This is a genomic window from Saccharopolyspora sp. NPDC050389 (genome assembly GCF_040655595.1).
GTDB lineage: Bacteria > Actinomycetota > Actinomycetes > Mycobacteriales > Pseudonocardiaceae > Saccharopolyspora.
Genome location: NZ_JBFAKG010000034.1, coordinates 34,827 through 59,003, shown reverse-complemented (window position 1 = coordinate 59,003; position 24,177 = coordinate 34,827). Strand labels below are relative to the sequence as shown.

Here is a 24,177-nt window from a genome sequence, read left to right as displayed (position 1 = left end):
GTCGGGGCGTGGCTCGCTCCCAGCAAAGTTGATCAATCGAGCGGGGTGAGACCGTGGGGCACATCGAAGACCGCGAACTGGTGCCGCTGAAGTCGGATTTCGACACAGTGTGGTACGGGTTCCGTCGATCGCAGGTGAAGTTCTACATCCAGCAGACCGAGAACGAGATCCGGCTCATCACCGAGGACCGGGATTCGGCGCTCAGCCAGGTCGGCGACCTGTCGGCGCAGCTCGACCAGGCGCGAGCCGAGGTCGAATCGCTCAAGAAGCAGCTCGACGAGCAGGCGCGCACGCCGATCGACGCCGCCTCGCTGACCGACCGGTTACGCCGGATGGTCCGGCTCGCGCAGGACGAGGCCAACGAGGTGGTCGACGTCGCGCAGGCCGCGGCCGAGCACGAGTGGGCGCGGTCCGAGCAGGCCGCCGCCGAGCTCCGGGAACGCTACGAGAAGCTGGTGGCCGAGGCCGACGAGTGGCGTCGCCAGTCCGAGCAGCAGCGCAACGAGATGCTGGCGCGCACCCGCGACGAGGTCCAGGCGATGGCGCGCGAAGCGGAGCAGTGCCGCCGCCGGCTGGACACCGAGGCCGAGGAGCGACGCACCCAGGTCGAGTACGACTTCGATGTGTCGATGACGGCGCGCCGCGAAGAGGCGACGCGCATCCAGGCCGAGCGCGAGCAGAAGAGCCGCGAGGAGGCGCAGCGGCGGGTCCGCGAAGCGACTGCCGAAGCCGAGCGGCGGGTCCGGGAGGCCGACGAGTACGCCGAGTCGATGCTGCGGATGCGGCAGGACGTCGCGGAGCGCGTCCGGGCTGCGCAGCAGGTGCTGGCGACGGCGGAGCCGCTCCTGGCGGCGACGGAGGCCGGCGCGGCGAGCGAGGAGGCCGACGGTTACGTCGGCGAGGTCGTCCACAGTGGACAGGTGCCGTCCGACGAAGTCGAGGTGCCCAAGCAGCGCGACGAGGAGCCGGTTCCGCAGGAGGCGGCGGAGGCCGCCGCGGCGAAGTAGCCGGCGAGCGGCAGCGCTGCGGCGAGCCGCGGCCGGCCGCGGCGGTGTCGGCACTGGGCTCGTGAGTGAAAGATCCGGTTCTTACCGGAGGGAACACTCACGAGCCCAGTGCCGCGCGCCTGCTCGCCTCGTGAGTGCTCGTGCCGGTTCTTACTGGAACGTTCACTCACGACCGGGTCAGCCGCCCCAGCTGTGCCAGCTCTCCACCTCGATCCAGCCGCTGATCCGCGGCCGGTCGCGGACCGGGTACGGCTCGCCGGTGTAATGCCGGGCCAGCCGGTCGATGTCGGTCAGGTCCGGGTCGTCCTCCAAGGCGATCACCCGGCCGCGCAAGCTGATGTGCCGGTACCAGCTCTCGCCGTCCAGCACCGTCAGCGACACCCGCGGATCGGCCCGGAGGTGCTTCAGCCGTGCCCGGCCCGCGTCCATGTTGACCAGCACTTTTCCGCTGTCCCACAGGTACCAGGTGGCCACCGAGACCGGCGCGCCTGCGGCGTTGACGGTGGCGATCACCGCCGGGTTCGGGCGGGACAGCAGCTCCTGCGCGTCCGGCGGCAGGTCTTCCTTCGGCATCGATTCGTCCTTCCGGGAGGCGGTTCTCGTTACCTGCCGCGAGGATTCCAGCTGGTGCAGCGGGAGACGGCGAGAACACGCCGTGGTCTTCCCGCTGTTGCCCGGTGGAACTAGGTTCGGCCTGATCTCGGGCCCAGCAGGAGGCGGAATGAACTGGCGCGGTCTGGTCACCTTCGCGGTGGTGTGCGGCATGTTGCTCGTCGGAGCGCCGGTGGGCGCGGCTCCGCCGGACGACATCAGGGAGCGGCTGGCGGCGGTGCCCGGGCTGACCGTCGTCGGCGAGCGGCCCACCGAGCCGGGATTCCGGCTGTTCGACCTGACCTTCGCGCAGCCCAACGACCACCGGCACCCGGAAGCCGGGCAGTTCCAGCAGCGCCTGACCCTGCTGCACCGCGACCTCGACCGGCCCACGGTGCTCTACACGAGCGGATATGAGCTGCCGAGCAGGACCGCCCGCACCGAGCCGACGCGGCTGGTCGACGGCAACCAGGTCGACCTGGAGCACCGGTTCTTCACCCCGTCCCGGCCCGATCCCGCCGACTGGAACGATCTCGACATCTGGCAGGCGGCCACCGACCAGCACCGGGTGATCGCCGCGCTGAAGTCGGTCTACCAGCGCGAATGGCTCACCACCGGCGCCAGCAAGGGCGGCATGACGGCCGTCTACCACCGCCGGTTCTACCCCGACGACGTGGCAGGCACGGTGGCCTACGTTGCGCCCAACGACGTCGACAACGACCGGGACGTCTACGACGAGTTCCTGGCCTCCGTCGGCACTGATCCGGCCTGCCGCGGCGCGTTGCTCGCGGTGCAGCGCGAGGCGCTGGTCCGGCGCGACGAGATGCTCGCGAAGTTCCGCGCCTACGCCGATGCCGAGGGGCTGACCTTCGACCGGATCATCGGCGACACCGACCGGGGCCTGGAGATGGTCGTGCTGGACACGCCGTTCGCGTTCTGGCAGTACCGCGGACAGGAGGACTGCGGCAAGATCCCGGCGACCACCGCGAGCACCGACGAGATCTACGCGTTCTTCGACGAAACCGTGCAGTTCTCCTTCTACACCGACCAGGGCATCGAGCCGTACGCGCCGTACTACTACCAGGCGGGAACGCAGCTCGGCTGGCCCGGCGTCTCCGATGAGCCGCTGGCCGACCTGCTGCACCACCGGGAGCTCAGCCAGCCCCGCAACCTGGTGTCGCGCGACATCCCGATGAGCTTCGAACCGGGCGTGATGCGGCAGGTCGACGCGTGGGTGCGCAGCGGGGGAGCGGAGCTGATGTTCGTCAACGGCGAGCGCGACCCGTGGAGCGCGGAACCCTTCGAGCTCGGCCAGGACACCGCCGACTCCTACAGTTACCTGGTGCCGGGCGGCAACCACGGGGCCAAGATCGAGGGCCTACCCGAGCAGCAGCGAGCCGAAGCGGAAGCGGCGGTCCGCCGCTGGGCCGATGTCCCGCCGCCGGCCCGGGTCCTCACCCCGCTCGACGCGGAACCCCAGACCCAGCGCCCGATCTGACGGGTCTTGCGCGTGAGGGGCGCCTTTCACCGGCTCGGCCGGTGGCAGGTGCCCCTCACGCTTCGCTGGATCGTGCGCGGCGGCGGTTGGCGAGGCCGTCGTAGGCGCGCATCAGGAACTTGTGCGTCGGGCGCTCGACGACGCGGGTGAGCGCCCAGCCCAGCGCCGTGCCGGTGACCAGCATCGCGGCGGTCTGCAGGAGCGGATCGACGCCGATCTCGTCGAGCTTCTTCATGACGATGTAGCCGATCGTCTGGTGCACCAGGAACACGCCGTAGGAGATCCCGGCGAACCAGCGGATCCGGCCGGCCAGCCACTCCGGGACGAGCCGGTTCCAGTCCGGCCCGAAGGCCGTCAGCGCCACCACGACCATGCCGATGCACACCCCGACCGTCGAGCCCCAGTCCGCGATCAGGCCTTCCGGCGTTTCGCTGTAGTTGTGCAGCGCCTGGCCGAGCATGCAGGCCGCCAGCATCGCCGCGAAGTGCAGCAGGTGGATGCGCCGCGTCGACCACAGCCAGATCGCCACCCCGGCGACGAACAGGTGCCAGCGGTGCACGCCGATGCCGTCGACGATCGTGCGGTAGAGCTCGGACTTGTCGGCCACCCGGATCGGCCACTGCGCGATCGGCACCAGCACGGCCGCCCACAGCACCACGATGATCCGCCGCCCGTGCCCCCACCTGGTGCGGAACAGCAACGCGGCCGCGGTGAAGCCCATCAGCTGCAGCGGGACCGTCCAGTGCGATCCGTCGATGAACCAGTATTCCGCCGGTTTCCAGTTCCACAGCATCAGCAGGTTCCACCAGAGGTCGTTGAAGCTCGGGTAGAACCAGCCCTCGATCGCCGCCCAGCGCATCACCGCGAAGACCACCACCACCGCGCCGAGGAACGGCGGCAGCAGCCGGGCGATGCGGCCCCACCAGTAGCGCAGCACGCTGCCGCGGCCGATGGTCACGCAGGCGAAGTACGCCGAGATCACCAGCAGCAGGCTCGCGCCGACCTGGTAGGGGAAGGAGATGTCGCGCGGCGTCATCTCGGGGTGCAGGTAGGTGCTGAGGAAGGTCGAGTGGTAGAGCATCACGAGCACCACGCAGCCGGTGCGCACCAGATCCCAGCTGATCTTGCGAGTGCTCCGGCCCGAGGTTTGACGGGTTTTCGCGGCAGTCATCTCGGGCACGGACGCCACCGTACCAGGGAGTTTTGTCTGGTTATTTCCGTATTCTGATCGATTTGATCACGACGAAGGCCGGTTCGCCGGGCCGCGTTCGAGTTCGTCACGGCTTCCGCGCCACGGCGGCGTAACCGAGCGGCGCCGACGGCTGCAGGTCCAGGTCACCGTGTTCCGGCCGCCACTGCGCGATCGGCACCACACCAGGATCGACCAGGTCGAGACCGGTCAGCAGGGCCTCCAGTTCGGCCCGGCTGCGGCACGTCCCGGGATGCGGGTTGGCCGGCAGCAGGTCGAACACCGCGTGCATGATCTCCGGCGCGTGGTCGGCCGTCAGGTGGGTCAGCGCCAGGAACGAACCAGGAGCGAAGACGTCCAGGTATGCGCGGACCAGGGCGGACGGGTCGTCGTGATCGGGGACGTGGTGCAGCACCGCGAACATCAGCACCGCCGTCGGCTGGTCGAAGTCGAGCAGCCGCCGGACGTCGTCGGTGGCCAGCACTTCGTCGATGTCGCGCAGGTCGGCCTGCACGATGGCGGTGTTCGGGTTGCCTTCGAGGACGAGTTCGCCGTGCGTCACGGCGACCGGCTCGCTGTCGACGTAGACGACGCGCGTGGTCGGGTCGAGCCGCTGGGCGAGCTCGTGCGGGGCGCCGATCGTCGGGATGCCGCAGCCGACGTCGAGGAACTGCCGCACGCCGTGGGCCAGGCACATCCGGATCACCCGGTGCAGGCAGGCGCGGTTGGCCAGCGCGTTCAGCCGCATGCCCGGGGCCACCGACAGCACGCGCCGGCCCAGCTCGCGATCGACGGCGAAGTTGGTGCCGCCGCCCAGGAAGAAGTCGTACATCCGGGCGCCGCTGGGGCGGTCCGGGTCGAGGTCCTGCGGGAGCTGGCCGTGTTCCGACATGGTGCCTCCGGGTAACCGTGCAGGAAGCGGAGCGTAGTCGGCCGAACATCGGTCGAACAGGGTGAAACGTGATCGACGACACCACGATCGTGGTGTTGACCTTTAGCGCGCTTGAAGTTCGAGACTTTCGTCGATCGCAGAAGATCAGCGAAAGGGACTGGGACAATGGCGCAGCAGTACGTGTTGCCGGAGTTGGATTACGACTACGCGGCGTTGGAGCCGGCGATCGCCGGTGAGATCAACGAGTTGCACCACAGCAAGCACCACGCGGCGTACGTCAAGGGCGCCAACGACACGGTGGAGAAGATCGCCGAGGCGCGGGAGAAGGGTGACTTCTCCTCCATCGTGGGGCTGGAGACCACGCTGGCGTTCAACCTGGCGGGGCACTCGCTGCACCTGGTGTGGTGGAAGATCCTCTCGCCCAATGGCGGGGACAAGCCCACCGGCGAGCTGGCGGCGGCCATCGATGAGGACTTCGGTTCGTTCGACAAGTTCCGCGCTCAGCTGGAGGCGGTGTCGACGACGATCCAGGGCAACGGCTGGGGCGTGCTGGCCTGGGACCCGGTCGGTCAGCGGCTGATCACCCAGCAGCTGCGTGATCACCACTCGAACCTGTCGATCGCGACGACGCCGCTGCTGGTGTTCGACATCTGGGAGCACGCGTACTACCTGCAGTACCGCAATGTGAAGGCGGACTACGTCAAGCACCTGTGGAACGTGGTCAACTGGGACGAGGTCGCCGCGCGTTTCGCCGACGCTCGCGCCGGCTACAACGGCCTCCGCCTCCCCACCGCCTGACGAGTAGAACTGCACGGCGGTTTCGCCTGTTCCGGGGCCGTGTGCGTTTTGTGTCGCCATAGCAGCACAAAACACGCACGGCCCCGTCGTGCGTCCGGCCGGCGCGGTGGCAACGGTTCCGGAAATGTCATCCAACTGTGAGTTAGCCGATGACCGGCTCGGTTACGATCATTGGCCGATGGCGCGTCCGTCAGCTCCGCCCCGATACCGACCGGCCACTTAGGACCTCAACTGATGCCGACCCACGCCCCCGTTCACCGTCGAGGAGGGCGGCCGCCGCTGCTCGCGTTCCTGGCCGCATTGGTCGTCAGCGGTGGCGCCTGCCTGTGGGTGTCCATCGCCGCGCCGGCCGGCAGTCAGGCGCTCGTGGCCTGGTACGGCGGCGTTCTTTCGGTCCTGCTGTCCGCCGCGGTCGCCGTCTCAGCGCATGGTGCGCAGCTGCTGCGCCAGGCCCGGGCGGATGCGGCGGCGCTCGACGCGGATCGCGCCCGGCTCGCCGACGAGGCGCTTCCGGCCCTGGCGCGGCGGATTCGCGGCGGCGTCGCCGCGAACATCGCTTCCGGCGAAACGGCGCCGTCTTTCGGCGCCGCGCACCAGCGGGTCATCCGGGCCGTGGCGCAGGAAGTCGCCACCGGCGAACGGATGCGCGCCGCGGCCATGGCCACCTGCGCCAACGCGGCCGGGCGCATGCAGGCGCTGGCGACCAGCACGCTCGCCGACCTCCGCGAGATGGAGAACCGGCACGACGAAGACGTGCTCGCGGATCTCCTGAAGCTGGATCACAGCACGGCGCAGGCCGGTCGGCTCGCGGACAGCATCGCCGTGCTGACCGGCGCCCGCTCCGGCCGCCGCTGGACCAAGCCGATCGGGATGGAGAGCGTGCTGCGCGGCGCGATGGGCCGGATCAGCTCCTACCAGCGGGTCCGGCTGCATTCGACCAGCACCGTCGCGGTGGTGGGCTACGCCGCGGAAGGCGTCATGCACGCGCTCGCGGAGCTGATGGACAACGCCGCCCGCTTCTCGCCTCCGGCGGAGGAGGTCCACGTCTACGTGGAGGAGCTCCACACCGGCGTCATCGTCACCATCGAGGACAGCGGCCTGGTCATGAGCGCCGCCGCGCTGGCCCGCGCCGAGCGCGCCGTGTCGGCGGAACCGCTGGACCTGGCGGCGATGTCGGGCACCCGGCTCGGGCTCGCCGTGGTGGGCCAGCTGGCCCGCAAGCACGACCTGACCGTCTCCTTCCGGTCGTCCTCGCGCGGCGGTACCGGCGTCGTCGTGATGATCCCGCGGCAGCTGATCACGCAGCCCCGGCCGGAATCCACGCCCGCCCCGAGGCCCGCTCCGGAAGCCCCCACGGCCCCGATCGCGGACGTAAACGCCGATCCGGCACCGGAAACCGGCGACGAACCGAACGCGCTGCCGAAGCGCCGCCGCGGCAAGACGCTGGCCGCGGCGCGATCGGCCGCCCCGAAGGAAGCCGAGCCGGCGCGGCCGCGCCCGGACGCCGGGGCGCGGTTCGGCGCCTTCCGCAACGCCCGCCGCGACTCATCGTCCACTTCGGACGACAACTCTCAATGACGGCCTGACCGCCTGGACAACGGATTGGAGGCGCGGGTCGGTGCCGGTAGCCCGGAGCACCGCCCCACAGCTGCGATGACCACGAAAACTCGCGACCTCGACTGGTTGCTGGAGAACCTGCTGGAGCGGACGCCGGGCACCCGGCACGCCCTGGTGCTGTCCAAGGACGGCCTCAAACTCTGCCACACGCCCGGCCTGTCGGTGGACCAGGCGGATCAGCTGGCCGCCATCGCCTCCGGCATCCAAAGCCTCTCCTACGGGGCATCGGTCGAGTTCGGCGACGGCAGCGGCGGCGTCCGGCAGTCCATGACCGAGTTCTACGGCGGGGTGCTGTGCATCGTGGAAGCCGGGGTGGGCGCGCACCTCGCCGTGCTGGCCGCCGACGACGCGGACGTCGGCGTCGTCGGGCACAACATGAACGAACTGGTGGAGCAGATCGGCGAGTACCTGAGCTCCCCGCCGCGCGACGAGAACCCGGCCGAGGCGTGATGGCCAGGCGGTTGATCGACGAGGAGGACCCGGACCGGCTCTACACCGTCACCGGCGGCCGCAGCCGGCCCGCCGAGGACGCCTTCGACCTGGTGACGCTGATCGTGAGCGAATGCGATCCGACCCCGGGCATGCAGTCCGAGCACGCCAAGATCCTGCGGCTGTGCCACGAACCGGTGGCGGTGGTGGAGCTGTCCTCGGACCTCGGGTTGCCGGTGAGCGTGGTGAAGATCCTGCTCTCCGACCTGCTCGACATGGGCAAGATCACCGCCCGCCACCCGTCCTCGAAGCGCGTCGAGGCGCAACTGCCCGCCCCCGAATTCCTCAAGCAGGTGCTCGTTGGACTCCGGAACATCTAGTCGCGCTCCGCTGCGCGACACCGCCGCGGACGGCCTGAAGATCGTGATCGTCGGCGGGTTCGCCGTCGGCAAAACCACCATGGTGCGCTCGGTCAGCGAGATCCGGCCGCTGAGCACCGAGGAGACCATGACGCAGGCGGGCGTCGGCATCGACGAGACCGGCGGCGTCGGCGGCAAGTCGACCACCACGGTCGCGTTCGACTTCGGCCGCATCACGCTGGACGAGCGCCTGGTGCTGTACCTGTTCGGCGCGCCCGGCCAGGAGCGGTTCTGGTTCGTGTGGGACCAGCTGTTCTCCGGGACGCTCGGCGCCGTCGTGCTGGTGGACGGCCGCCGCCTGTCCGACTCCTGGTACGCCATCGACCGCCTCGAACACCACGGGATGCCGTTCGTGGTCGCCCGCAACAACTTCGGCGAACCGGAGCACAGCCTGGCGCAGGTGCGCGACGCGCTCGACCTGTCGCCCGAGGTGCCGTTGGTCGACTGCGACGCCCGCGACCGGGAGTCCAGCAAGGCCGTGCTGGTCGGGCTCGTCGAACACCTCCACGCCCTGTCGACCGCCCGGGAGGCCACGCGGTGACCAGCCCCAACAAGTCTTCGGCGGCAGCCGAGGACACGCACGCGGGGGCCGCGACGTTCTACGGTCCGCGGTTCCAGAACAACCCGGCGGAGGTCTACCGGGAGCTGCGGCGCGAACACGGCACCGTCGCGCCGGTGCTGCTCGAAGGCGGCGTGCCGGCGTGGTGCGTGCTCGGCTACCGCGAGCTCCACCACGTCACCAGCAATCCCGACCTGTTCGGCCGCGATTCCCGGCGTTGGAACGGCTGGAACGCGGTGCCGCACGACTGGTCGCTGCGGCCCTACGTCGAGCCGCAGCCGTCGGTCGTCTTCACGGAGGGCGAGGACCACCGCAAGCGCGGCGGCGCGCTGGCCGAGGCACTGGCCGATGTGGACGAATTCGATCTGCGTTCGCAGGTCGAGCAGATCTGCGACGGCCTGATCGACGGCTTCGCCGGCCGCGGCGAGGCGGATCTGATCGCCGAGTACACGCACCAGATCCCGTTGCTGGCGCTGCTGAAGATCTACGGGCTGCCGGACGACGAGGCGCCGACGCTGGTCCGGGACGTGGCACTGTCGGCGGAGGAGGGCGACGAGGCGGTCCGGGCGCACGAGCGCGTCGTCGCGCGGATGCTGGCGCTGGCGGAGGAGAAGCGCCAGAACCCCGGCCGCGACGTGCCTTCGTTCCTGCAGGCGCATCCGGTGGGATTCACCGACGAGGAGATCGCCACCGACCTGTTCATCACGATGGGCGCGGGCTATCTGACCACTTCGGACTGGATGGGCAACACCATCCGCCTGATGCTCACCGACGAGCGCTTCGCGGTGACCCTCGCCGGCGGCCGCCGCAGCGTCGGCCAGGCGCTCAACGAGGTGCTGTGGGAGGACACTCCGACGCAGAACTTCGTCGGGCGCTGGGCGACGCAGGACACGAGGCTGGGCGGCAAGCGGATCCGCAAGGGCGACCTGGTGGTGCTCGGGCTGGCGGCTGCGAACACCGACCCGCAGGTGCGGCCGGACTCCTACGCGGGCGCGGCGGGCAACCAGGCGCACCTGTCGTTCAGCCACGGCGAGCACGGATGTCCGTTCCCCGCCCAGGAAATCGCGCGGATCATCACCACGACGGGCATCGAGGTGCTGCTGGACCGGCTGCCGGACGTGGCGCTGGCGGTGGCGCCGGAAGACCTGGTGTGGCGCCCGTCGGTCTGGATGCGCGGCCTGACGGCCCTACCGGTCACCTTCACCTGGTACTGACCGCTGCTCAGGACCCGTGTGCACTTTGTGCTGCTATAGAGCCTGTTTCCAGGCTCGTCCTGCATAGCGGTGCGGGTGGCGGAACCTCAGAGGTCTTCTCGCTGTGGGATCCCCGACACACGTATGTCCAATTACGTCGCGTCGGGGCTGTCCTCGCGAGAAGACCTCTGAGAACCCGCGGCGGTGCCGGTTGCGTGGGTGGGCTAAGCGGCTGCGCCGCTTCAAAGACAAAACGCCCGCGTTACCACATCCGCACGTCACCACATCCAAAACAGGCTCTACAGCGACGCAAAACGCACACGGGTGCTGGGGGCACGGAGTCCCGGCGTCAGCGGGTCCAGCGGTAGCGGCGCTCTGGGCGGCCGGTGCCGCCGTAGCGGAGGCGGACTTCGGCGCGGCCCGAGGTCACGAAGTGCTCCAGGTACTTTCGCGCGCTCACGCGCGAAACGCCTGCGGCGTCCGCGCATTCCGCCGCCGACACGTCGCCGTCCGTCGCGGTCGTCTCGCGCAGGATGCGCTCGACGATCTCCGCCGTCTCGGTGGCCAGTCCCTTCGGCGGCGCCGCGCGGTGGGTTCGGGTGCCGAAGATCTGGTCGACGTCTTGCTGCGCGGCGGGGGAATCGCCGGGCAGCCTGCTGAGTTTCTGGTGCAGTGCGCGGAAGTTCTCCAGCTGGTCGCGCAGCGCCTCGTAGCTGAACGGCTTGATCAGGTAGTGCAGCGCCCCGCCGCGGATCGCGCCGCGCACGGTGTCCAGATCGCGGGCCGCGGTGATCACGATGACGTCGGGATCCGCCGACGGGCGCTCGGTGCTCGCGCGCAGCTGCCGCAGCACCGACAGGCCGTCCATGTCGGGCAGGTAGATGTCGAGCAGCACGAGTTCCGGGCGCAGTTCGTCGACGGCGCGGATCGCGTCCGCGCCGGTGTGCGCCACCCCGACGATCTCGAACCCGTCGACCCGGGCCACGTATCCGCTGTGGACCTTCGCGACCATGAAGTCGTCGTCCGCCACCAACACCTTGATCACGATCCCGGTCCTTCCAGCGGCAATCGCGCGGTGAACACCGCTCCGTGCGCGTTGTGCACCTGCACCGAACCGCCGCGACGATGACAGATCTGCCTGGTCAATGCCAGGCCCAGGCCGCGTTCGCCGCCGCGCGCGGCCTTCGTGGTGAAGCCGTGCCGGAACACCTCTTCGACGATCTCCGCCGCTACTCCGGGCCCGGAATCCCGCACCACCACGGTGACTTCGTCGGTGCAGCGCAGGTCGATCTCGATCCACCGGTCGGCGTCCGCCGGGCCGGCCTCGAGGGCGTCGAGCGCGTTGTCGATCAGGTTGCCCAGCACCGTGACGAGGTCGGCGGACAGCTCCTCGTCGATCTCGGGCAGGTAGCTGCCCTCGTTCAGGCGCAGGCCGACACCGCGTTCGGCGGCGAGGCTGGCCTTGGCGATCAGCAGCGCGGCGGTGGCCGGGTCGTGGACCCGCGCGGTGACCTCGGCGTGCCACTGCTCGCGGGTGTGGCTGATCCGGTGCACGTAGCGCTGCAGCTCGTCGTACTCGCCCAGCTCGATGAGCCCGGAGATGATGTGCAGCCGGTTGCTGAACTCGTGCGCCTGGGCGCGCAGGGTGTCGGTGGTGTCCCGGTGCACCGCGAGTTCTCGTTGCAGGTCGACGAGTTCGGTGCGGTCGCGCATGGTCACCACGGCGCCGACCGACGAGATCGGCATCCGGTTGAGCACTACGACCTTGCCGCGCCGCAGCACGATCTGGTCCACGCCGTCGGTGCGGCCGGTGAGCACGTCGCGGGCGCGGTCGTTGAGGTCCAGCGAGTCGATGTCGCGGCCCACGCAGTCCGCGGGCAGCGACAGCAGGCGGCGCGCCTGATCGTTGACCAGCGTGATGCGGTTCTGCTCGTCGACGCCCAGCACGCCTTCGCGGACGCCGTGCAGCAGGGCCTCGCGGTGCTCGACGAGCCGGGTGATCTCCTGCGGTTCCAGGCCGAGCGTCTGCCGCTTCACCCGCCGGGCGAGCAGCACCGATCCGGCGATGCCGAGCACGGTGGCGAAGCCCAGCAGGGTCAGCGGGTTCTCCGGCGCTTGGCGCAGGCCTTGGAGCAGGTCCGGCGGATTGCGGCCGGCCGCGACGACGCCGATGACGCGCGCGTCGTCGGAGATCACCGGCACCTGGGCGACCAGCGAATCGACGCCGTCCAACTGGATCTCGCCGACCCACGAGCGGCCGTCCAGCGCGCTCTCGGAACTCGGCAGCAGCTGCCCGCGCTGCCCGGGATCGGGCGAGGTGAGCACGATGCCGCGCCGGTCGGTGATGATCACGTAGTCGGCGCCGGAGAGGTTGCGGGTGCTCTCGGCGAAGATCGGCAGAACGTCCCGGCGGTAGGGATCGTCGAGGCTGGCGCGCACCCCGGAGGTGGCGGCGAGGTCTTCGGCGACCGACAGCATCTTGCGGCCCTCGGTGGCGCGGAACGCGGAGTCGGTCTGCGCGACGGAGAACACCGCGATCGAGGCGAGCAGCAGGACGATGATCAACAGCTGCCACCCGAGCAACTGCCGCGACAACGATCCCTGCACCCGCAACACCGAGCCCGCCTCCTCCACCACCGGCGGCCCGAACGTTAACCGCAGGCGTTCGGCGAACGCACGCCACCCCACCATCGTCCCAGGTCAGAGCGAGAAAACGAGGCATCGCCGAGCGTGATCGGCCGGTCACCACGCCGGTTACAGAAGTAACAAAAGTTTCGTTATGCACTCAATCGAGACATCGCGGCACCCGTGCAGGCAGCATGACCGCAATCACGTTCCGACCGCGACGGGATTCCCGGAGCGAGGCGCTGCCGGCGGTCCGCCGGTCGGCGCGGTGGCCCAGGTGATTCCGCGGCGCGGTGCGCAGGCCGCGGAAGCACGGGCGGAGGAGCCGGTGGACGCCTGAGACCCCCCAGGCACCCACCTCGTGGTGGCCCGGTCGCACATCCCCCGGCGACCGGGCCGCTGCCTCCCCTGCCGACGGCGTCCCCCGAACTTGGGAACCGGATGCCCGGCCCGGTGACGCATCCGGCGGAGATGATCGAGTTGTGGTGGCGTTTCCCCGGCAATATCCACTCACCGGGAGGTTTTGATGCGTCGTCCACTCGTCACCATGCTGCTCTGCGGGCTGACCGCGTTGGCAGCGACCGGAACCGCCGCCGCGGCGGAAGGTTCCCATCCGCTCGGCCTGGACAAGCTCCTGAACACGACGGTCCTCGATGTGTCCGGGCACGACGGGACGTCGCAGGACGGCACAGCGCACGCCGAAACGTCGCAGCCGGCCGAGAAGCCCCAGCCGCCGGCCAAGAAGCCCCAGGAGTAGAGCGTCCGCGCCGCGCCGCGCCGCGCCGCGCCCGGCCGGTTACGGGCGCGGCGCGGCGCTGCTCCTGACGAGCGATTCGAAGGCCGCGACGTCGCCGATGATTTCCTCGGCCCGCTCCGGAGATTCGTACAACCCGAAGTAGCGTTCGCCGATCTCGGCGGCGTTTTCGGCGGTGACTCCGGTGGCGATCGTGACCGTCGCGGCGTGGATTCCCTTCGGGGCGAGCTCGATGTGCAGCGCGTGCGCCCAATTCCGCAGGCCTGACATAGCCAGCCCCACGTTGCCCAGGAAGGGCGCGGGAACCATCGACGAAACCCCGGTGGTCAGCAGCAGCGATCCGCGGCCGCGTTCCACCATGCCAGGAAGCACGTGGCTGACGGCGGTGACCGCGCCCAGTACGCACAGCTCGAACTGCGCACTGGCAGTATCCGGATCGGTCTCGGCGGCAGAGGTGATCGGTGCCTGCGGACCGGGGCTGTATTCGAGCACGTCGATCGGCCCGAGCGCGCGTTGCGCTTCGTCGAGCGCGCCGGTCAGCGCGTCGCGATCCCGCACATCCGCCGGGTGCGCGGTCGCAGTGATGCCGCTGCTCTCCAGTTCCCGGACGGATTCGGCGAGCCTCGCCGCGTTCCGCGCGATCAGCCCGACCCGGAACCCGCGCCTGCCGAACGCGCGCGCAACGCCCATCCCGAGCCCCGGCCCGGCCCCGATGACCACCAGATTCTTGTGCACCAGCTGCCCTTTCCGCGTCGCCGCTGGTCGTTCCGGCCGTGTGTGTTTTGTGCTGCTATGGCGACACAAAACGCACACGGCTGTTCACCAGCGGAAAACGGCTGAACTTTCCAATACTTACGCTTTGTGCGTAGTCGCATTCTTTGGTACTAACGAAGCTGGCACAAGACGGCACATTCCTGTCGGTGACGCACACGGAGGTAACCATTGACCCGCGCCGATGAAGCGGAAGAAGCGGTCTGCCAGGAGGTGCTGGGAATCCTGGCGCTGGTCGGCGACAAGTGGAGCCTGCTGGTCGTCGCGCAGCTCCGGGACGGGCCGGTGCGCTTCGGCGAGCTGCACCGCGCCGTTCGCGGCATCTCGCAGCGAATGCTCACGCTGACGCTCCGCAAACTGGAGCGCGACGGCCTGGTCAGCCGCTCCGTGCACGCGAGCGTGCCGCCGCGCGTCGACTACGCGCTGACCGCGCTCGGCGAGTCGCTGCTCGGCCCGGCGCTGGCGCTAGGTGGGTGGGCGGCGGAGCACCGCCCTGAGATCGCTGCGAACCGGCGCCGCTACGACGCGCGCTGAGCCGAACAGCGCGGTTGCGACGATCCGGTGATCGTGTTGATCCACTGGACGAATCCACCTGTTCCACGGGAATCTGGGGCGATCCGGGTCGGCCGAGACTGGAGAGGGTAGGCGATGACGAAGCATCCGCTGGAGCCGTTGAACTCCGAAGAGATCCTGCGCAACCGCGAGATCCTGCAGAGCGCGGGGCTCCTGCGCGAATCCACCCGGTTTCCCCTGGTGCAGCTGGCGGAACCGGAGAAGGCCGTGGTGCTGGCGCGCGGCGACTTCGACCGACAGGTGCGTTCGGTGCTGCTCGACGCCAAGACGGGCGAGCTGACCACCACCGTGGTGTCGCTGACCGACGATCGGGTGGTGGACAAGCACACCGTCGACCCGGTCGAGCACGGCCAGCCGCCGGTGATGCTGACCGAGTACGAGCTGGTCGAGAAGATCGTGCGCGCCGACGAGACGTGGCGGCAGGCGATCCGCGACCGCGGCATCGAAGACGTCGACAAGGTGCGGGTCTGCCCGCTGTCCGCCGGCTGGTTCGGCGTCGCGGAGGAGAGCGGCCGCCGGATGCTGCGGGCGCTGGCGTTCCTGCAGAACGACCCGGAAGAACTGCCGTGGGCGCACCCGGTGGACGGGCTGGTGGCCTACGTCGACGTCATCGAGCAGCGCGTGCTGGAGGTGGTCGACGACCGCCACCTGCCGGTCCCGGAGGAGAGCGGCAACTACGCCGACCAGGAGCTGTTCGGCCCGCAGCGCGACACGCTGAAGCCGATCGAGATCACCCAGCCCGACGGCCCGAGCTTCGCCGTCGACGGCCACGAGGTGCGCTGGGAGAACTGGCGCTTCCGCGTCGGTTTCGACCCGCGCGAAGGGCTGGTGCTGCACCAGCTGTCGTTCCGCGACGGCGACCGGGAGCGGCCGGTGGTCTACCGCGCCTCGGTCAGCGAGATGCTGGTCAACTACGGCGATCCGGCGCCGGCGCGGTTCTGGCAGAACTACTTCGACTCCGGCGAGTACTCGCTGGGCAAGCTCGCCAACGAGCTGGTCCTCGGCTGCGACTGCCTCGGCGAGATCCACTACTTCGACGCGGTGGTGGCGCAGGAGGACGGCGCGCCCCGGACGTTGCGCAACGCGGTGTGCATGCACGAGGAGGACTTCGGGGTGCTGTGGAAGCACACCGACGTGTTCACCGGATCGGCCGAGACGCGGCGGCAGCGGCGGCTGGTGATCTCGTTCTTCACCAGCGTCGGCAACTACGACTACGGCTTCTACTGGTACCTGTACCTGGACGGCACCATCCAGCTGGAGGTCAAGGCCACCGGGATCGTGTTCACCTCGGCCTACCCGGCGGAGGGCTCGCGCTGGGCGAACGAGCTCGCCCCGGGCCTCGGGGCGCCGTTCCACCAGCACCTGTTCAGCGCGCGGCTGGACATGATGGTCGACGGCACCAGCAACGCCGTCGACGAGGTGCAGGCGCAGCGCGAGCCGATCAGCGCGGAGAACCCGCACGGCAACGCCTTCACCCGGAGCGTCACCCGGCTGGCGCGGGAGAGCGACGCCGCGCGCGAGGCCGATCCGGTCAGCGGGCGGGCCTGGCACGTGGTCAACACCGAGCGCACCAACCGGCTCGGCCAGCCGGTCGGGTACGCGCTGCACCCGCAGGGCTATCCGGTGCTGCTGGCGGATCCCGGCTCGTCGATCGCGAAGCGCGCCGAGTTCGCGACCAAGCACCTGTGGGTCACCCAGTACGCGGCGGACGAGCGGTATCCGGCGGGGGAGTGGGTGAACCAGAGCCACGGCGGCGCGGGCATCCCGGCGTTCACGGCGGGCGACCGCAGCATCGACGGCGAGGACATCGTGCTGTGGCACACCTTCGGCCTGACGCACTTCCCGCGTGCGGAGGACTGGCCGGTGATGCCGGTGGACCTCTGCGGCTTCACCCTCAAGCCGGTCGGCTTCTTCGACCGGAACCCGACCCTCGACGTCCCGTCCGGCAACGGCGCCGGGTCCCACTGCTGCGAGAGCTGACCAGGGGTCGTGAGTGCGGGAGCCGGTTCTTACCGGTTTTCGCACTCACGACCGTTGCTTTCCGGGCTCGCCGCTGATGAGAAGCTATCGAGGTGAGTACTCCGAAGCGATGCCCCTGCGGCCTCGGCGAACCGTTCGCCGAGTGCTGCGCCCGCCTGCACGCCGGCGAGCGCCGTGCGGCTACGGCCGAGCAGCTGATGCGCTCGCGGTTCAGCGCGTTCGCGGTGGGCGACACGGCCTACCTGCTGGCGTCGTGGCATCCCTCGACCCGGCCGGATGAGCTGAGCCTCGATCCCGACCAGCGCTGGGACCGCCTCGAAATCCTCGGCCGCACCGGTGGCGGGCCGTTCGACGCGGAGGGCACCGTGCGTTTCCGGGCGCACTACCGCCTGGGAGGAAGCGCGGGAGCGCTGACCGAGGACAGCCGCTTCGTCCGGGAGGACGGTGCCTGGTTCTACGTCGACGGCGACCACGAGTGAGCGGCGGTCACGACAGTTCGGATTCGGCGGCTTGGAGCGCGGCGAACTCCTCCTCGGGGGCGTTGGCGATCAGGTGGTGGCGGCTGTAGAACCAGAAGTAGGCCAGGGCCGCCAGGAAGATCAGGGCCATGATGGCCGCCGCGACCATGTCCACGATGAACGTCGCGATCACCGCCGCGATCGCCAGCACCAGCGCCACCGAGGTCGTCGCGATTCCGCCGGGTGTCCGGTACGGGCGCTCCAGGTTCGGTTCGCGGAAGCGCAGGACGATGTGCGAGAGGTTCAGCAGCACGTAGGAGATCGTCGCGCCGAACACCGCGATGTTGATCAGCAGCGCGCCGTCGCGGGTGGCCGCGGCCAGGACGAAACCGATGGTGCCGGGCACCATCAGCGCCAGGTACGGGGTGCGGCGCTTGCCGGTCACCGACAGCCAGCGCGGCAGGTATCCCGCGCGGGACAGCGCGAACAGCTGGCGGGACGCGGCGTAGATGATGGAGAAGAAGCTCGCCACCAGCCCGGCCAGGCCCACGTAGTTGACGATCTCGGCGAGCGCGTTGTTGCCGCCCGTGGCGGCGCGCACCGCCTCCGGTAGCGGGTTGTCGGCGCCGGCGATGGCCGCTGACCCGGCCCCGCCCGGCGCGACCACCAGGATGGCCGCGGCGAACACCAGCAACACCGCGATCGCCGCGATGATCCCGCGCGGCATGTCCTTGCGCGGGTTGCGGGCTTCCTCCGCAGCGAGCGGAACCCCTTCCACGGCGAGGAAGAACCAGATGCCGTACACCAGAGAGGCGAGCACTCCGGCGTAGCCGAACGGCAGGAATGCGCTGGCGCCCAGGGCCTCCGTCGGCGCGATGTCGAACAGCTTCGCCGCCGAGAACTCCGGGATCATGCCGACCACGAAGGCGATCAGGGCGACCACGGCTACAGCGGTGATGCCGAACATCAGCCGCAGGGCCTCGCCCACGCCGTAGAGGTGGATGCCGACGAAGATGGCGAAGCACGCCAGGTACACCGGCCAGCTGCTGGTCAGCCCGAACAGCCCCAGCGATTCCACGTAGCCGCCGATGAACACCGCGATCGCGGCCGGCGCGATGGCGTACTCGATGAGGATCGCGGTGCCGGTGGCGAAGCCGCCGAGCGGGCCGAGGGCGCGGCGGGCGAAGCCGTACCCGGCGCCGGCCACCGGCAGCGCCGAGGCCATTTCGGCGAGCCCGAACACCATGCAGGTGTACATGGTCGCCATCAGCACCGTCGCCAGCAGCAGGCCGCCCCAGCCGCCTTCGGACAGCCCGAAGTTCCACCCGGCGAAGTCGCCGGAGATCACGTACGAGACGCCGAGCCCGGCGAGCAGGACCCAGCCCGCCGCGCCTTGCCGGAGCCGGCGCTTGTCGAGGTAGTCGCTGCCGACCTGTTCGTAGTCCACCTGCCGCCGCTTCTCGGTCATGGCGGGTTCCTCTCCCGTGATTGGTATGACCGTGGCCCATTGGTTAGTCGGGCAGCGTGCTGCGGGCTCCGATCGATGTCAATACCCGTGTCTAGATATAGACGTTGTCGTCGTGCAAGCCGTCGATCGGGTGTTGACACCGCGACTCGGCTGCTGCTTCCATTGGCCCGCATCCAAAGGTCTGATCCCATACCAATTAATGGCCGGCTGGTTCGGCCGGAGGGAGCCACCGGTGTCGCGCAACGAGCAGCTGACCGTCGGACGACTGCGCGATCTGGTCGCCTCCGGCGAGGTGGACACGGTCGTCGTCGCGCTGACCGACATGCAGGGCAGGCTGCAGGGCAAGCGCTGCTCGGCCCACTACTTCCTCGAAGAGGTGCTCGCCCACGGCACCGAGGCGTGCAACTACCTGCTCGCCGTCGACGTCGACATGACCACTGTGGACGGTTATGCGATGACCTCGTGGGAGACCGGTTACGGCGACTTCGTGCTGAGCCCGGATCTCGGCACGCTGCGCCGGATCCCGTGGCAGGAGGCGACCGCGCTGGTGCTCTGCGACGTGCAGTGGCATTCGGGCGAGCCGGTCGCCCCGTCGCCGCGGCAGGTGCTGCGCAGGCAGCTCGACCGGCTCGCCGGGCTCGGGCTCACCGCGCACGTCGGAACGGAGCTGGAGTTCCTGGTCTTCCGCGACACCTACGAGCAGGCGTGGGACAAGCGCTACCACGAGCTGTCCCCGGCCAATCAGTACAACGTGGACTACTCCATCGCCGGGACCAGCCGGATCGAGGGGCTGCTGCGGCGGATCCGCAACGACATGACCGGGGCCGGGCTGTACGTGGAGTCGGCCAAGGGCGAGTGCAACCTCGGCCAGCACGAGATCGCCATCCGCTACTCCGACGCGCTGACCAGCTGCGACAACCACACCCTGTACAAGAACGGAGCCAAGGAGATCGCCGCGGGGGAGGGCGTCAGCCTGACCTTCATGGCCAAGTACGACGCCCGCGAGGGCAACTCCTGCCACATCCACGTGAGCCTGCGCGACGACGGCGGCCCGGCGATGCCCGGCGGCGGCGAGCACGGGTTCTCCCCGATCATGGAGCACTTCATCGCGGGCCAGCTGGCCTGCCTGCCGGAGCTGACGTACTTCCTCGCGCCGAACATCAACTCATACAAGCGCTTCGCGGCGGGCAGCTTCGCGCCCACCACCATCGCGTGGGGCCGGGACAACCGGACTTGTGCGCTGCGGGTGGTCGGCCACGGCGATAGCCTGCGGGTGGAAAACCGGGTGCCGGGCGGCGACGTGAACCCGTACCTGGCGGTGGCGGCGATCCTGGCGGCCGGACTGCACGGGATCTCCGAGGAACTGCCGCTGGAGCCGATGCTGTCGGGCAACGCCTACGCCTCCGACAAGGCCACGGTGCCGACGACGCTGCGGGAGGCCGCCGGGCTGCTGGCCGGGAGCAAGGTCGCGGTCGAGGCGTTCGGCCAGGACGTCGTCGACCACTACGTCAACGCGGCCCGGGTGGAACTGGCCGCCTTCGACGCGGCGATCACCGACTGGGAGCGGATCCGTGGTTTCGAACGCCTCTGACCGGCCGATCATCGGAATCAGCACCTACGTCGAAACGGCGAGTTGGGGAGTCTGGCACCGCGAAGCAGCGCTGCTGCCAACTACCTACGTCGACGCGGTGCACCGCAGCGGAGGAGTTCCGGTCCTGCTGCCGGTGCTCCCGGACGAGCCTGATCTGTCCTCTGTGGATGCACTCGTGTTCGCCGGTGGTGCCGACATCGACCCGGCGCGCTACGGCGAGCAGCCGCACGCCGAACTCGGCCCGACCCGGCCGCCCCGGGACTGCTGGGAGATCCGGCTGCTGCGCGCCGCGCTCGACCGCGACCTGCCGGTGCTCGGGGTGTGCCGGGGCGCGCAGATCATGAACGTCGCCCTCGGTGGGACGCTGCACCAGCACCTTCCGGAACTCGTCGAGCACCGGGAGCACCAGCCGGAGCCGGCGGTTTTCGGCAGCACGAAGGTGGATCTGCGGCCGGGCAGCCGGATCGCGGAGATCCTCGGCGAGCGCGTCGAGGTGCCGTGTTACCACCACCAGGCCATCGACGAGGTCGCCCCGCGGCTCGAAGTCACCGGATGGGCCGACGACGGCACCGTCGAGGCCGTGGAGTTGGCAGGCGCGCGGTTCGCACTGGGTGTTCAGTGGCATCCGGAGGAGGGCACCCCGGGATCAGGCACAGTGGACGATCGGCTGTTCGCGGCGCTGACCGCGGCGGCGAAGGAGGTACGCGGTGACCACCGCGCATGAAGTGATCAACCCGGCGACCGAGCAGGTCGTGGCCACCGTGCAGTTGTGCTCCGTGGACGAGACCGATGCCGCCATCGCGCGGGCGGTCCGCGCGCAGCGGTCCTGGCAGGCTCTCGCCCCGGCCGAGCGGGGACGGCTGCTGCGCCGTTTCGCCGCGGCGGTGGACGCAGACATCGAGAACCTGGCCCAGCTGGAAGTGCGGAACTCCGGTCACACCATTGGAAACGCGCGCGGCGAGGCCGCCAACGTGCGGGACGTGCTGGAGTACTACGCCGCCGCACCGGATCGCCTCTTCGGCCGGCAGATCCCGGTGGCCGGGGGCGTGAACATCACGTTCCAGGAGCCGTTGGGCGTGGTCGGCGTGATCGTGCCGTGGAACTTCCCGATGCCCATCGCCGCGTGGGGATTCGCCCCGGCCCTGGCCGCGGGCAACGCGGTGGTGCTCAAGCCCGCCGAGCTCACGCCGCTCACCGCGATCCGGCTCGGCGAGTTGGCGCTGGAGGCGGGACTTCCGGAAGGGCTGCTGCAGGTCCTGCCCGGCCGGGGCGCGGTCGTCGGGGAGCGGTTCGTGACTCACCCCGACATGCGCAAAGTGGTCTTCACCGGCTCCACGGCGGTGGGCCAGCGGATCATGGCCGGGTGCGCGGGCCAGGTCAAGCGCGTGACGCTGGAACTGGGCGGCAAGAGCGCCAACATCGTCTTCGCCGACGCGGACCTGGAGCGCGCGGCGGCGACCGCGCCGTACGGAGTCTTCGACAACGCCGGGCAGGACTGCTGCGCGCGGTCCCGGATTCTGGTGCAGCGCAACGTCTACGACCGGTTCATGGAGTTGCTGGAACCGGCGGTGCGCGGCGTGGTCGTCGGCGACCCGACCGACGAGAAGACCGAGATGGGGCCGCTGATCTCGGCCGCGCACCGCGCCAAGGTCGCCGGCTACGTCCCCGACGGCGCGCCGGTGGCGTTCCAGGGCGAAGCGCCGACGGGCAGCGGATTCTGGTTCCCACCAACGGTTCTCACGTCCGAGCCGACGGATCCAGCGTTCACCGAAGAGATCTTCGGCCCGGTCGTCGCGGTGGTGCCCTTCGACGACGAGGCAGACGCGGTGCGCATCGCCAACGGCACCGAGTACGGCCTGTCCGGATCGATCTGGACCCGCGACGTGGCGCGCGCGTTGCGGATGTCGCGCGCGGTGGAGGCCGGGAACCTCTCGGTCAACTCGCACTCCTCCGTGCGCTACAACACGCCGTTCGGCGGGTTCAAGCAGTCCGGGCTCGGCCGCGAGCTCGGGCCGGACGCGGTCGACGCGTTCACCGAGACCAAGAACGTCTTCATCCCGACTTCGGAGGACGCGTGAGCGGCCCGCTCATGCGTCCCGCCTGGTGTCCCGCAAGAGACAGGGAGTGAGCAATGCCGGAACGTTTGCAGGACCGCGTCGCCGTCATCACCGGCGGCGCCAGCGGGATCGGCCTGGCCACCGCCCGCCGGTTCACCGCCGAGGGAGCCAAGGTCGTCATCGCCGACGTCGACCCGGACACCGGAAAGCGCGCCGCCGACGAGGTGGGCGGGCTGTTCGTGCAGACCGACGTCACCGACGGCGAAGCCGTCGAGCGGCTGTTCGCCACCGCCGACGCGGAGTTCGGCGCCGTCGACATCGCCTTCAACAACGCCGGCATCTCCCCGCCCGACGACGATTCCATCCTGGACACCGGCATCGAGGCGTGGCAGAAGGTGCAGGAGGTCAACCTGACCTCGGTCTACCTGTGCTGCAAGCACGTCCTGCCGTACATGCGGCGGCAGGGGCGGGGCTCGATCATCAACACCGCGTCGTTCGTGGCGGTCATGGGCGCGGCGACCTCGCAGATCTCCTACACCGCGAGCAAGGGCGGCGTGCTGGCGATGTCCCGCGAGCTCGGAGTGCAGTTCGCGCGGGAAGGCATCCGGGTCAACGCGCTGTGCCCGGGGCCGGTGAACACGCCGCTGCTGCAGGAGCTGTTCGCCAAGGATCCCGAGCGCGCCCAGCGGCGCCTGGTGCACGTCCCGATGGGGCGCTTCGCCGAGCCGACCGAGATCGCCGCCGCGGTCGCCTTCCTGGCCAGCGACGACGCGTCGTTCATCACGGCCTCGCAGTTCCTGGTGGACGGCGGGATCTCCGGCGCGTACGTCACGCCCCTTTGAGTATCGTCGAGGTGTGCGATTCCAGCGGAGATCCACGCTTGGATCTCCGCTGAAGTCGCCGCGGCAAGGCCGGGGGGAGTGACGTGAGCAGCCAGAACGAGCCGTTGGTGCTGCACAACCGGGCGAGCGAAGCGCTGTTCCGCGCGGTGCGCACCGGCAACGCGTTCGAGGAGACGGTGGAGCGCCTGCTGCAGGCGATCCGGCTCGGCGTGGTGGCGCCGGGGGAGCGGCTGCCCGCGGAGCGGGAGCTGGCCGCCCGGCTCAACGTGAGCCGGGTGACGCTGCGGGAGGCGATCCGCGCGCTGCAGGAGTCCGGATACGTCGAGTCCCGGCGCGGCCGCTACGGCGGCACGTTCGTCAACGTCGAACCGCCGCGGCCCAGCCGCAAGGGGCCGCGGCGGATCGCCCGCGAGATGGGCGTCGACCTGCACGACGCCCTCACCCACCGGCACGTCCTGGAGGTGGGCGCGGCCGAGCAGGCGGCGGTCCGGGACCTCGGCGAGGCCGAGCGAGCCCACCTGGTGTCGCGGCTGTCGGACGCGGGCACCGCGGAACTGCACAACTACCGGCGGATGGATTCGCGGCTGCACCTGGCGATCGCGGAGCTGACCGGTTCGGCGTCGCTGACCTCGGCGGTCGCCGACGTGCGGATGCGCCTCAACGAGCTGCTCGACGCGATCCCGTTGCTGGAGCGCAACATCGTGCACTCCAACGAGCAGCACGAGGAGGTCGTGCGGGCCATCCTCGACGGCGATCCGGAAGCCGCGAGGCGAGCGATGGCCGAGCACCTGGAAGGCACCGCGTCGCTGCTGCGCGGCTTCCTGTCGTGAACGCGTGAGTGCCAACCGCTTTCTCGCGTGGCGCGC

The 24,177-nt window shown here is 69.9% G+C and carries 24 protein-coding genes; 17 read left to right on the top strand and 7 right to left on the bottom strand.

Annotated features, from left to right (window positions below):
* Positions 1 to 53 precede the first annotated feature (53 nt).
* Complete coding sequence (locus AB0I53_RS22775; protein WP_358606229.1) at positions 54 to 1,007, top strand: cellulose-binding protein; 954 nt, start codon at positions 54 to 56, stop codon at positions 1,005 to 1,007.
* A 177-nt stretch (positions 1,008 to 1,184) separates the two neighbouring features.
* Here the strand turns inward: AB0I53_RS22775 and AB0I53_RS22770 are convergent, their stop codons facing one another.
* Positions 1,185 to 1,580 carry a PPOX class F420-dependent oxidoreductase gene (locus tag AB0I53_RS22770; RefSeq protein ID WP_358606226.1) on the bottom strand — a complete coding sequence of 132 codons (396 nt, stop codon included), beginning with the start codon at positions 1,578 to 1,580 and terminating at the stop codon, positions 1,185 to 1,187.
* Positions 1,581 to 1,728: 148 nt separating this feature from the next.
* On the opposite strand from AB0I53_RS22770, the gene AB0I53_RS22765 reads away from it, so the two are divergent.
* Entirely contained in the window at positions 1,729 to 3,096 is a 1,368-nt protein-coding gene (locus AB0I53_RS22765) for a S28 family serine protease (protein ID WP_358606223.1), read from the top strand.
* A gap of 55 nt (positions 3,097 to 3,151) precedes the next feature.
* On the opposite strand, the gene AB0I53_RS22760 is transcribed toward AB0I53_RS22765, so the two are convergent.
* Both AB0I53_RS22760 and AB0I53_RS22755 read right to left on the bottom strand, forming a co-directional pair.
* Positions 3,152 to 4,267 (bottom strand): acyltransferase, encoded by a 1,116-nt coding sequence (locus AB0I53_RS22760; RefSeq protein ID WP_358606334.1) that lies wholly within the window; start codon positions 4,265 to 4,267, stop codon positions 3,152 to 3,154.
* A gap of 106 nt (positions 4,268 to 4,373) precedes the next feature.
* Positions 4,374 to 5,177, bottom strand: coding sequence for an SAM-dependent methyltransferase (locus AB0I53_RS22755; RefSeq protein ID WP_358606220.1), 804 nt, complete (start codon positions 5,175 to 5,177; stop codon positions 4,374 to 4,376).
* A gap of 165 nt (positions 5,178 to 5,342) precedes the next feature.
* Here AB0I53_RS22755 and AB0I53_RS22750 point away from each other — a divergent pair, with 165 nt between their 5' ends.
* The 6 genes from AB0I53_RS22750 to AB0I53_RS22725 all read left to right on the top strand — a co-directional run bounded on the left by AB0I53_RS22750 (position 5,343) and on the right by AB0I53_RS22725 (position 10,213).
* Positions 5,343 to 5,975, top strand: coding sequence for a superoxide dismutase (locus AB0I53_RS22750; RefSeq protein ID WP_358606217.1), 633 nt, complete (start codon positions 5,343 to 5,345; stop codon positions 5,973 to 5,975).
* 234 nt (positions 5,976 to 6,209) lie between these two features.
* Positions 6,210 to 7,553, top strand: coding sequence for an ATP-binding protein (locus AB0I53_RS22745; RefSeq protein WP_358606214.1), 1,344 nt, complete (start codon positions 6,210 to 6,212; stop codon positions 7,551 to 7,553).
* A gap of 75 nt (positions 7,554 to 7,628) precedes the next feature.
* Positions 7,629 to 8,042 (top strand): roadblock/LC7 domain-containing protein, encoded by a 414-nt coding sequence (locus AB0I53_RS22740; protein WP_358606211.1) that lies wholly within the window; start codon positions 7,629 to 7,631, stop codon positions 8,040 to 8,042.
* Positions 8,042 to 8,401 carry a DUF742 domain-containing protein gene (locus AB0I53_RS22735; RefSeq protein WP_358606208.1) on the top strand — a complete coding sequence of 120 codons (360 nt, stop codon included), beginning with the start codon at positions 8,042 to 8,044 and terminating at the stop codon, positions 8,399 to 8,401. The genes AB0I53_RS22740 and AB0I53_RS22735 overlap by 1 nt, the downstream gene beginning before the upstream one ends.
* Positions 8,402 to 8,444: 43 nt before the next feature.
* Positions 8,445 to 8,981, top strand: coding sequence for an ATP/GTP-binding protein (locus tag AB0I53_RS22730; RefSeq protein ID WP_358606331.1), 537 nt, complete (start codon positions 8,445 to 8,447; stop codon positions 8,979 to 8,981).
* A 104-nt stretch (positions 8,982 to 9,085) separates the two neighbouring features.
* Positions 9,086 to 10,213 (top strand): cytochrome P450, encoded by a 1,128-nt coding sequence (locus AB0I53_RS22725; RefSeq protein ID WP_358606328.1) that lies wholly within the window; start codon positions 9,086 to 9,088, stop codon positions 10,211 to 10,213.
* A 328-nt stretch (positions 10,214 to 10,541) separates the two neighbouring features.
* On the opposite strand, the gene AB0I53_RS22720 is transcribed toward AB0I53_RS22725, so the two are convergent.
* Both AB0I53_RS22720 and AB0I53_RS22715 read right to left on the bottom strand, forming a co-directional pair.
* On the bottom strand, positions 10,542 to 11,237 hold the full coding sequence (locus AB0I53_RS22720; protein WP_358606205.1) for a response regulator: 696 nt from the start codon (positions 11,235 to 11,237) through the stop codon (positions 10,542 to 10,544).
* Positions 11,234 to 12,805 carry a sensor histidine kinase gene (locus tag AB0I53_RS22715; RefSeq protein ID WP_358606326.1) on the bottom strand — a complete coding sequence of 524 codons (1,572 nt, stop codon included), beginning with the start codon at positions 12,803 to 12,805 and terminating at the stop codon, positions 11,234 to 11,236. Before AB0I53_RS22715 ends, AB0I53_RS22720 begins: the two co-directional genes overlap by 4 nt.
* 538 nt (positions 12,806 to 13,343) lie before the next feature.
* Here AB0I53_RS22715 and AB0I53_RS22710 point away from each other — a divergent pair.
* Positions 13,344 to 13,574 (top strand): hypothetical protein, encoded by a 231-nt coding sequence (locus AB0I53_RS22710; RefSeq protein ID WP_358606202.1) that lies wholly within the window; start codon positions 13,344 to 13,346, stop codon positions 13,572 to 13,574.
* A gap of 39 nt (positions 13,575 to 13,613) precedes the next feature.
* On the opposite strand, the gene AB0I53_RS22705 is transcribed toward AB0I53_RS22710, so the two are convergent.
* Positions 13,614 to 14,306, bottom strand: coding sequence for an SDR family NAD(P)-dependent oxidoreductase (locus AB0I53_RS22705; protein ID WP_358606199.1), 693 nt, complete (start codon positions 14,304 to 14,306; stop codon positions 13,614 to 13,616).
* Between the two features lie 207 nt (positions 14,307 to 14,513).
* Between AB0I53_RS22705 and AB0I53_RS22700 the strand changes: the two genes are divergently transcribed.
* The 3 genes from AB0I53_RS22700 (at position 14,514) to AB0I53_RS22690 (ending at position 17,374) form a co-directional block, all read left to right on the top strand.
* The gene (locus AB0I53_RS22700) at positions 14,514 to 14,876 is read left to right on the top strand and encodes a helix-turn-helix domain-containing protein (protein ID WP_358606196.1); all 363 of its coding nucleotides are present in this window, start codon (positions 14,514 to 14,516) and stop codon (positions 14,874 to 14,876) included.
* A gap of 114 nt (positions 14,877 to 14,990) precedes the next feature.
* On the top strand, positions 14,991 to 16,895 hold the full coding sequence (locus tag AB0I53_RS22695) for a primary-amine oxidase (RefSeq protein WP_358606193.1): 1,905 nt from the start codon (positions 14,991 to 14,993) through the stop codon (positions 16,893 to 16,895).
* 92 nt (positions 16,896 to 16,987) lie between these two features.
* The gene (locus AB0I53_RS22690) at positions 16,988 to 17,374 is read left to right on the top strand and encodes a YchJ family protein (protein ID WP_358606190.1); all 387 of its coding nucleotides are present in this window, start codon (positions 16,988 to 16,990) and stop codon (positions 17,372 to 17,374) included.
* A gap of 7 nt (positions 17,375 to 17,381) precedes the next feature.
* Here AB0I53_RS22690 and eat read toward each other — a convergent pair whose 3' ends face one another.
* Positions 17,382 to 18,821 (bottom strand): ethanolamine permease, encoded by a 1,440-nt coding sequence (eat, locus tag AB0I53_RS22685; protein ID WP_358606187.1) that lies wholly within the window; start codon positions 18,819 to 18,821, stop codon positions 17,382 to 17,384.
* Between the two features lie 232 nt (positions 18,822 to 19,053).
* On the opposite strand from eat, the gene AB0I53_RS22680 reads away from it, so the two are divergent.
* The 5 genes from AB0I53_RS22680 to AB0I53_RS22660 all read left to right on the top strand — a co-directional run bounded on the left by AB0I53_RS22680 (position 19,054) and on the right by AB0I53_RS22660 (position 24,141).
* A complete protein-coding gene (locus AB0I53_RS22680) occupies positions 19,054 to 20,412 on the top strand; it encodes a glutamine synthetase family protein (protein WP_358606184.1) in 1,359 nt (452 codons plus the stop codon).
* Positions 20,393 to 21,136 (top strand): gamma-glutamyl-gamma-aminobutyrate hydrolase family protein, encoded by a 744-nt coding sequence (locus tag AB0I53_RS22675; protein ID WP_358606181.1) that lies wholly within the window; start codon positions 20,393 to 20,395, stop codon positions 21,134 to 21,136. The genes AB0I53_RS22680 and AB0I53_RS22675 overlap by 20 nt, the downstream gene beginning before the upstream one ends.
* On the top strand, positions 21,120 to 22,490 hold the full coding sequence (locus tag AB0I53_RS22670; RefSeq protein WP_358606178.1) for an aldehyde dehydrogenase family protein: 1,371 nt from the start codon (positions 21,120 to 21,122) through the stop codon (positions 22,488 to 22,490). Before AB0I53_RS22675 ends, AB0I53_RS22670 begins: the two co-directional genes overlap by 17 nt.
* Before the next feature lie 53 nt (positions 22,491 to 22,543).
* A complete protein-coding gene (locus AB0I53_RS22665) occupies positions 22,544 to 23,311 on the top strand; it encodes a 3-oxoacyl-ACP reductase (protein WP_358606175.1) in 768 nt (255 codons plus the stop codon).
* Positions 23,312 to 23,394: 83 nt separating this feature from the next.
* Positions 23,395 to 24,141 carry a GntR family transcriptional regulator gene (locus tag AB0I53_RS22660; protein WP_358606172.1) on the top strand — a complete coding sequence of 249 codons (747 nt, stop codon included), beginning with the start codon at positions 23,395 to 23,397 and terminating at the stop codon, positions 24,139 to 24,141.
* The last annotated feature ends 36 nt before the right edge of the window (positions 24,142 to 24,177 follow it).